Annotated in this window: 9 protein-coding genes; 7 read left to right on the forward strand and 2 right to left on the reverse strand. The window is 70.0% G+C overall.

What is annotated here, in order from left to right:
• The 7 genes from VF794_RS07140 to VF794_RS07170 form a co-directional block, all read left to right on the forward strand.
• Window positions 1-226, forward strand: a 226-nt coding sequence (locus VF794_RS07140; protein ID WP_331108424.1) for a sigma-70 family RNA polymerase sigma factor, incomplete at its 5' end; no start/stop codon positions are given.
• Window positions 223-756 (forward strand): hypothetical protein, encoded by a 534-nt coding sequence (locus VF794_RS07145; protein WP_331108425.1) that lies wholly within the window; start codon window positions 223-225, stop codon window positions 754-756. The genes VF794_RS07140 and VF794_RS07145, both read left to right, overlap by 4 nt.
• Before the next feature lie 14 nt (window positions 757-770).
• Window positions 771-1,340 carry a hypothetical protein gene (locus tag VF794_RS07150; protein ID WP_331108426.1) on the forward strand — a complete coding sequence of 190 codons (570 nt, stop codon included), beginning with the start codon at window positions 771-773 and terminating at the stop codon, window positions 1,338-1,340.
• A gap of 86 nt (window positions 1,341-1,426) precedes the next feature.
• The gene (locus VF794_RS07155) at window positions 1,427-2,881 is read left to right on the forward strand and encodes an amino acid permease (protein WP_331108427.1); all 1,455 of its coding nucleotides are present in this window, start codon (window positions 1,427-1,429) and stop codon (window positions 2,879-2,881) included.
• A gap of 65 nt (window positions 2,882-2,946) precedes the next feature.
• Entirely contained in the window at window positions 2,947-3,558 is a 612-nt protein-coding gene (locus tag VF794_RS07160; protein WP_331108428.1) for a hypothetical protein, read from the forward strand.
• A 43-nt stretch (window positions 3,559-3,601) separates the two neighbouring features.
• Window positions 3,602-5,350: a redoxin domain-containing protein gene (locus VF794_RS07165; RefSeq protein ID WP_331108429.1), complete on the forward strand. Its 1,749-nt coding sequence runs from the start codon at window positions 3,602-3,604 to the stop codon at window positions 5,348-5,350.
• A gap of 62 nt (window positions 5,351-5,412) precedes the next feature.
• Window positions 5,413-5,661 carry a hypothetical protein gene (locus VF794_RS07170; protein WP_331108430.1) on the forward strand — a complete coding sequence of 83 codons (249 nt, stop codon included), beginning with the start codon at window positions 5,413-5,415 and terminating at the stop codon, window positions 5,659-5,661.
• Window positions 5,662-5,721: 60 nt separating this feature from the next.
• On the opposite strand, the gene VF794_RS07175 is transcribed toward VF794_RS07170, so the two are convergent.
• Entirely contained in the window at window positions 5,722-7,380 is a 1,659-nt protein-coding gene (locus VF794_RS07175; RefSeq protein ID WP_331108431.1) for a Kelch repeat-containing protein, read from the reverse strand.
• Window positions 7,381-7,474: 94 nt separating this feature from the next.
• Window positions 7,475-7,909, reverse strand: a complete 435-nt coding sequence (locus tag VF794_RS07180) for an EVE domain-containing protein (RefSeq protein WP_331108432.1) — start codon at window positions 7,907-7,909, stop codon at window positions 7,475-7,477.
• Between the last annotated feature and the right edge of the window lie 122 nt (window positions 7,910-8,031).

The following is an 8,031-nucleotide window of genomic DNA, read 5'->3' on the forward strand; positions in this document are numbered from 1 at the left end:
CGAGGAACGCTTCGCTGGCGCCGAGCGCTGGCGCGCCTTCGGCCGGGCCCTTCGGACGCTCCCGGCCCAGCAGGCCACGGCCTTCTCCCTCCGCTACCTGGAGGGGCTCGACCTCGATGCCATCGCCGACGTCATGAACATCGGCCGCGGCACCGTTCGCATCCACCTGTACCGGGCGCTCCAGAAGCTGAAGGCGGCGGACGCGCTCCGAGGAGACACACCATGAGCTGCCAGGACATCGCAGCGGCCCTCGTGGACGAGCGCCTGCCCCGGCCCCCGGGCTTCGAGGCGCACCTGCGCCAGTGCGCCGAGTGCCGCGCGCTCGCCGGCCTCCACGCGTCCGCCACCTCACTCCGCCTGCCGGATCCCCCCGAGCCGGCCGCCATCCCGCGTGAGGCCATCCTCGGTGAGGTGCGCCGCCGCCAGCACCGCCGCCGGATGGTGGGCAGTGTCACCGCCACCGCCGCCGTGGTCGCCCTGGTGCTGCTCGTCTCGCCCCGGGTGAGGACACCGGTGCCGCTCGACTCCGGGGTAGGGGGCCCGTCCGAACTCTCCCTGCGCGCCGGGCGGCCCGTGCCCTCCGGCGAGCTGACGGCCCGGTCGGAGACCGTCTCCCTCGCGGTGCTGTTCGACGAGGTGCACGGCTACACGCGCACCAACCCGAGCGTCCAGGACGAGACCTACGCCCCCTTCGGGGCGCTCGCCGCGTGGGTGCGCCCGCCGGACTCCCTCGTCGCCGTCCATTCCCCGCAGTGAACAGGAGCCGAACCATGATGAAGAAACTGCTGTGTGCCCTGGTGGTCCTCTCCGCCGTGCCCGCCGTCGCCCAGGACAAGGAGGAGGACGTGGTCATCCTCCGCGGTGGGCCGGGGCATGCCCCGATGCCGCCGCTCCCCCCGCTGCCTCCCGAGCCGCCCCTGGCTCCGCCCTCCTTCGGGATTCCTCCGCAGGTGGCGGCGAAGATCGGCCTGCCGCAGGAACTCGTGCGGAAGGTTCAGGACCTGACGTTCTCGGCCAACGAGGCGCTGATCGGCCTGGAGGCGGATCTCAAGCGCGCCCAGCTCGTGCTGGAGAAGGAGCTGCGCCAGCCGAGCCCCAACGAGGGCGGTGTGAAGGATCTGGTGGAGAAGGTGGGTCGCGCGGAGACGGCGGTGCGCCAGAACCGGGTGGGGCTGATGGTGGCCATCAAGAAGGCGCTGGGCCCCGACTTCTGGGCGAAGCTGGAGGCGGAGATGGGCCCCATGCACATGGGCGGCGGCATGCGGCAGATCCGCATCCAGCGCCACATCATGGCGCCCCCCGGAGCTCCCGGCGCCGGTCCGGAGCCCCGCGGGCGGTAGGGGTGTCCTCGCGGTAGCGACGACGAGCCCACACTCCGCGCGTCATCCCCTCCCCACCTCCCGGCCGAGTGTCCATAGTGGCGGCCATGGAAGAGGACAAGAAGCATCAACTCGACGCGGATGCCGCCCAGCTCCAGCAACTGGGGTACGCGCAGCAACTCCTGCGTGACATGGGCGGCTTTTCCAACTTCGCCGTCTCCTTCTCCATCATCTCCATCCTCACCGGGGCGGTGACGCTCTATGGCCATGGCCTGCGCTTTGGCGGGCCCTTCGTCATGGCCGCGGGGTGGCCGTTGGTGGCGGTGATGACGCTGACGGTGGCGGCGAGCCTCGCGCAACTCGCCTCCTCGTTCCCCACGGCGGGGGCGCTCTACCACTGGGCCGCCATGCTGGGGGGCCCTCGGGTGGGCTTCTTCACCGCGTGGTTCAACACCATCGGCCAGTTCGCCATCACCGCGGGCATCGACTTCGGCCTGGCGGAGTTCCTCGCGGACATGCTCGGGTGGCCTCGCGAGCGGGGCTACGTGCTGCCCCTCTACGCGGCCATCCTGCTGTCCCACGCGGTGCTCAACCACGTGGGTGTGCGCGCGGTGGCGCTGCTCAACAACGTGTCGGCCTGGTACCACGTGGCCGGCGTGGCGGTGGTGATCGGCGCGCTGGTGGCCTTCGCGCCCCGGCAGGACCTCGGCTTCCTCCTCACGCGCGTCTCCACGGAGAGCAGCCTCTACACCTACGGCTTCCTCATCGGCCTGCTCCAGGCGCAGTGGACGTTCACCGGCTACGACGCCAGCGCCCACGTGTCCGAGGAGACCCTGGACCCGACGCGCAACGCCCCCTGGGGCATCTTCCTGTCCGTGGCGGTGAGCGCGGTGGTGGGCTACGCGCTGCTGGTGGGGGTGACGCTGGCGATTGGAGACCTGCCGGCCACGCTCGCCGCGCCCAACCCCTTCCTGCACGTGCTGCGCGAGTCGCTCGGGCCGGCGCTCGGCGGGGCGCTGGTGTGGATCACCATCGGCGCCATGTGGTTCTGCGGACTGTCCTCGGTGACGTCCAACTCGCGCATGCTCTTCGCGTTCGCCCGGGACGGGGGGCTGCCGGCCTCGACGTACCTGTCGCGCGTGTCGCCCCGCTTCCGCAGCCCGCACGTGGCCATCTGGGTGTCGGTGGCGGCGGCCTTCGTGGTGGCCATCTGGAGCGGGGCCTACGCGGCCATGGTGGCCCTCAGCACCCTGGCGCTCTACGCCTCGTACGCCCTGCCCGTCCTGGTGGGTCTGCTCGCGCGACGCAATGGCGCGTGGTCGCACCGGGGACCCTGGGACCTGGGGCGCTTCTCCCTGCCGGTGAACGTGGTGGCGCTCGGCTGGTGCGGGGTGGTGATGGTGCTCTTCGTCCTTCCGCCCAACGAGCTGGCCGGATACACCTTCGCCGGAGCCCTCGCCCTGCTGACTGTCTACTGGCTGGCATTCCAGCGGCACACCTTCGTGGGACCGAAGGTGCGCCTGCTCGCACCGGCTCCCGTGCAGGCAAGTTCAGCGAAATGAGCCCGGGCTCGCTCGGTTAGAACCTGTATATCGAGCCCTCTTCCTTCCGAATCGGAGCAGCACCCATGAGCAAGCGGCCGCAGCAGTCCGAGTCCTCCGAGTTGGTCACCGCCGCGCAGTCCATCGAGGAGGAGTTGCGCAAGTTCGAGGACCTCGCGGAAGAGGTGCGGACCGGCGCGCTCCGCTCGCAGAAGAACCTGGAGAAGATGGGCAAGCTGCTCACCTCGGTGGCGGACTGCGACGAGCGGATGGTGGCGAGCATGCGCACGCTGCTGGGGGTGCTCAACAAATGGAGGGACCGGCAGCAGACGCTGGCGGCCGAGGTGAACAGCCGGGCGCAGGAGCTTCAGCAGCGCACGCAGGTGTACCAGGAGCTGATGGTGCGCTTCAGCGAACTGGGGCAGGAGGCCGGAGGGCTCAGCTCGCAGATGCAGCAGGTGGCGGGGATGACGCAGCAGGGGCAGGCGGCCTCGCCGGAGGAGATCATCTCCTCGCTCCAGCAGGTGAACGAGAAGATGTCGCAGGTGGCGGACAACGCCGGGAAGCTGGCGAGCGACGCGGAGGCGCAGGACTTCCTGGACGTGTCGCGAGACGCCGAGTCCCTGCGCCAGCAGCTCCTGTCGGCGCGCAACCGGGCGAACCTGCTCCAGCAGAAGCTGCACCCGGCCAACGCCTGAGTCGCATCCACCCCCGGGTTGAACACGCTATCGTCCGCGGCGCATGCGTGGACAAACCTGGAGAGTGCTGCTGCTGGTGCTGTGCGGTTGTAGGGCGACGGTGCCCGCTCACGGCGGGATGACAGGCCAGGGGCTCGTGCCGCTCGAGCCGCCGGCGGCCCCGGGGGCGCTGGCACCCAACCTGACCCAGGAGGGAGAGGACTCCCTCCTCCTCACCTGGCTCGAACCCAAGGCGGGCTCGGAGCAGGCCGAGGACTGGCGGCTGCGCTTCTCACGCCTCGAGGCGGGCGCCTGGAGCGAACCGGCGACGCTCGCGGAAGGCAAGGGGCTCGTCGCCAACTGGGCGGACGTCCCCTCGATGGCGCGCGGTGGCGATGGGACGCTGATCGCCCACTGGGCCGAGCGCTCCGGAGAGGGCCCCTATGCCTATGACGTCATCCTCGGGCGCTCCACGGATGGCGGGAAACACTGGGAGCGGCTCGGCCCCGCGCACGGCGACAGGACCGCTACCGAGCACGGTTTCGTCTCGCTGCTGGCGGACGGGCCGGGGGTCCGTGCCTTCTGGCTGGACGGACGTGAGACGGCCAGCGCCTCGGGACACGATGGCCACCACGCAAGGGGCGCGATGACGCTGCGCACCGCCGCCGTGGGAGCGCTCGAGGCGGGCGAGCTTCTCGACGCGCGGGTGTGTGACTGCTGCGGGACCTCCACGGCGATGACCTCCGAGGGTCCGGTCCTGGTGTATCGCGATCGCGGCGAGGACGAGCTGCGCGACATCTCCCTCGTGCGCCGCACGGCGGGTGGCTGGAGCCCCCCCCAATCCGTGCACGCGGATGGCTGGCGTGTCCCGGGTTGCCCGGTGAACGGGCCCGCGGTGGCGGCACGGGGCCGACGCGTGGCGGTGGCCTGGTACACGTACGCGGGGGACCGTCCCTCGGTGCGGCTGGCCTTCTCGGAGGACGCGGGCGCCAGTTTCCAGCCTCCTCTGGAGGTGGATGCTCCGAAGGGCGGACGGGTGCCGCTCGGACGGGTGGACGTGGTGCTCGGGGAGAAGGGAGACGCGCTGGTGAGCTGGCTCGCCGCCGAGCGGGAGCGGGCCACGCTCCTCGTGCGGCGCGTCACCGCCGAGGGACAACTGGGAGCCCCCGTGCCCGTCGTGGAGACGAGCGCCGAGCGCCAGAGTGGCTTTCCCCGCATGGAGCGCCTGGGCGACACGCTCCTCTTCGCCTGGACCGAGACGGGACGCCCCACGCGTGTGCGGGCCGCGCGCCTGTCCCTCGCCGAGGTTCCCACCGCTCCGTCGCGGGCGGAGGCCGAGGCCAGTGCCTCCACGGCCGCTCCCGCCCCGCTCGCGGCGGGCCAACCGGCGCCCGAGTACACGGCGCGCACCCTGGAGGGCCAGCCGGCCTCGCTCGCCGCCGAGCGGGGGCAGGTGGTGCTGGTGAACCTCTGGGCGACGTGGTGCGAGCCCTGCCGTTTCGAGCTGCCGGAACTGGCCGCGCTGCACGAGCGCCACGCGGCCAGGGGACTGCGCGTGGTGGGGGTGAGCGTGGACGCGCGGCGCACCGCCAGCGAGGTGCGCGACTTCGTGGCCCGGCGCAAGCTGCCCTACACCTTCTGGCATGACCCGGAGGATCGTATCTCCGGGGCGTTCGGCGTCACCACGTTGCCGGCGAGCTTCCTCGTCGACCGGCAGGGCACCATCGTCTGGAGCCACGTGGGCGCGGTGAGGGCGGAGGACCCCGACCTCCTCGCGGCACTCGAGGCCGCGCTCCAGGCCCCTTCTCGCTAACGGGAGTGCGGCTCCTTCTGTTTGTGGCGGAGTCTCCGCTCGGACCAGCGGACCTGCCGCACGTGGCGAAGACGCGCAAGGGCCGCGTTCGCGCCGAGCTGGCGCGCATGGCCATGGAAGCCCACGAGAAGGGTCGCGTGCAGGTGGCGCTCGCGCGTGCCCCCGACTTCTACGGCCACCAGTGGGAGGGGCCCTACCACTTCAACCACGACAAGTTCGAGCGCGCCTTCGGCAAGCAGCCCGTCACCCCGCACCGCGACGCGGTCCGGGAGACGGTGAAGTGGTTTCGCGAGAACCCCAAGAAGGCCTGAACGCACACCGTTGGCGTGTCGCACCTTGATTGTAGTCGACTACAATTGGGAGGGGCGGACTCAGGGCGTGTACAACTCCGCCGCCGCGAGGGGGCTGCCGTTGAGTCCTCCCGAGACAAGGACCTTGCCGTTGTTCAACAGCGTCGCCGTGTGGTTCCGGCGAGGAGAGGCCATGGAGGCGGTCGTGCTCCAAGTGCCCGAGGCCAACTCGTACACCTCGGCCGTCGCGAGGAAACCGCTACTATCGTTGTATCTTCCTCCCGCGGCGAGGACCTTGCCGTTGGGCAGCAGCGTCACGGTGTGGAGCTGGCGAGGAGAGGCCATGGGGGCGGTCGTGCTCCAAGTGTTCGTCGTCGGGTCATAGACTTCCGTCGTCGCCAGGTAGCCGGCGTTACCACCATGTCCCCCCGCGACGAGGACCTTGCCATCGGGCAGCCCCGTCACCGCGAAGTTCTGGGTGGCCGCCAGGTTGAAGGCGTTGGTGACGGTGGCGGTGATGCTGGGTGTCGTGCCTGCCGAGACACAGGAAGGAGCCGTCCACACAACGTGGCTGGTGCTGGCCGTGTTCTGCGCCGTGGCCAGCGAGCCTGTATTGGCGGTCCAGGCAAAGGACAGGGAACTGGACTGGGGGTCCATGGCGGTGACGTCAAAGGCAACCGTCTGGCCCGGGGAGGTGGAGGTGGCGGACTGGTAGGAATTGGTGAAGCTGGGCGGGAAGCGCTCCGTGGAGGAGGCGGCGATGCAGAGGGAGAGGGAGCCCGTCGTCTGGCCGCCTCGGCCGTCTTGGACCGTGACGGTGAGACGGCAGTTGTTGCACGTGCCGGCCGGTACGGAGGAGGGGACGAAGGAGGCGGCGCTGGAAGTGGCATTCGTCCAGCTACCGGGGCAGGAGGAGTCCCACAGGAAGGAGAGGGCATCCCCATCGGCATCAGAGGCAAGGGCGGAGAGGGAGGTGGACTGCCCGGCGTCGAGGCGGTTGAGGGAAGCAGAGACCTTGGAAACGGTAGGCCAGAGGTTGAAGGAGACGTTGAGGGAGGCGTTGCCGGTGGCGGTGCCGGAGACGACATTGACGGTGAGGGAGACGGAGATGGCGGCTCCCTGAGAGTCCGTCACGGTGAAGGTGAGGGTCTGGACGCCGGTGGAGGAGGGCGCTGTCCAGGAGGTGGTGGCAGCCGTGGGGGCGGAGAAGGTGCCGCCGGAGGCCGTCCACGCCAGGGTGAGGGAGTCCCCAGGGTTGGGGTCATGCACCGTGGCGGTGAGGGAGAGGGAGCCTCCAGTCTGGACGGAGGTGGAGGAGGAGACGAGGGAGTCGAGGACAGGAGCCTCGTTGCCGTAGGGAGGAGGGGGAGAAAGCTCCTGGAGGGTGAGGGCGACGGCGGTGGTCTGGTTGGCGGTGATGGAGACGCCGGAAGTCTGGCCCTTGAAGCGAACGGTACCGGAGGAGTCGAAGGCCTGGGCGAGGAAGGAGCGGTTGGAGCCGGCGGGAAGGTTGCCGAGGAGGCCGCCCCAGGAGCCGTTGGCTTTGGCCAGCTCGACGACACGGGAAGGCATGTCGGAGGCGGAGACGGTCACCGTGACGCGGGTGACGTCACTGGAGGAGAGGGCCTGGGAAACGGAGACGGCGAATTGGACCGAGCCGGTGCCAGAGGAAGAGGGCGAGCAGCCCGCGAGCAGAGCCAGGTAAAGCGCCAGCAGCAGGTGAGTGGATACGGTTTTCATGAGGCGCTCCTGGAGGTTGAGGCAAGGAGAGGAGCGCCCGTCGGGGAAAATGATGCGGAAAAATCCGCGATGACTGGAAGGGCGACGGCCGGACTCAAGTCGATCTGGGCAGCTTCGTCTTTCCCATCGCGAGGACGTGCTTGAAGTGCTCGGCGGTGACGGGGGCCACGCTCAAGCGGCTGCGGGTGATGAGCGGGAAGTCCTTCAGCTCGCGGGTGGCCTTGACGGTGGCGAGCGTCACCGGCTCGCTCACGGCCACCACGGGGCCCACGTCCACCGAGGCCCAGTCCTCACCGGGCGCGGTGGGATCCTCTCCCGCCTCGGTGAGCACGCGAGCCACGCCCACCACCGCCTTGCCCTCGTTCGAGTGGTAGTAGAGGCACAGGTCCCCCGACTTCATCGCCCGGAGGTTGTTGCGCGCCTCGAAGCTGCGGATTCCCGTCCACGCCGTCCGGCCTTCCTTCACCAGTTGCTCGTAGGGGTAGACAGAGGGCTCGCTCTTGATCAGCCAGTACTGAGGTTTCGCCATGGTCGCGCATGGTAGATAGCCTCTTCATGTCCATCCAGGGATACGACGCGCTCGACGCCACCGCCCTCGCCGAGCTGGTTCGCAAGAAGGAACTCCACCCGACCGAGCTGGTGGAAGAGGCC

It is taken from the genome of Archangium sp. (genome assembly GCF_036389735.1).
In the GTDB taxonomy this organism is placed as follows: domain Bacteria; phylum Myxococcota; class Myxococcia; order Myxococcales; family Myxococcaceae; genus Archangium.

Coding starts and splice junctions, on each gene's coding strand:
- VF794_RS07145 (WP_331108425.1), top strand. CDS start 223: ATGAGCTGCCAGGACATCGCAGCGGCCCTCGTGGACGAGCGCCTGCCC.
- VF794_RS07150 (WP_331108426.1), top strand. CDS start 771: ATGATGAAGAAACTGCTGTGTGCCCTGGTGGTCCTCTCCGCCGTGCCC.
- VF794_RS07155 (WP_331108427.1), top strand. CDS start 1,427: ATGGAAGAGGACAAGAAGCATCAACTCGACGCGGATGCCGCCCAGCTC.
- VF794_RS07160 (WP_331108428.1), top strand. CDS start 2,947: ATGAGCAAGCGGCCGCAGCAGTCCGAGTCCTCCGAGTTGGTCACCGCC.
- VF794_RS07165 (WP_331108429.1), top strand. CDS start 3,602: ATGCGTGGACAAACCTGGAGAGTGCTGCTGCTGGTGCTGTGCGGTTGT.
- VF794_RS07175 (WP_331108431.1), bottom strand. CDS start 7,380: ATGAAAACCGTATCCACTCACCTGCTGCTGGCGCTTTACCTGGCTCTG.
- VF794_RS07180 (WP_331108432.1), bottom strand. CDS start 7,909: ATGGCGAAACCTCAGTACTGGCTGATCAAGAGCGAGCCCTCTGTCTAC.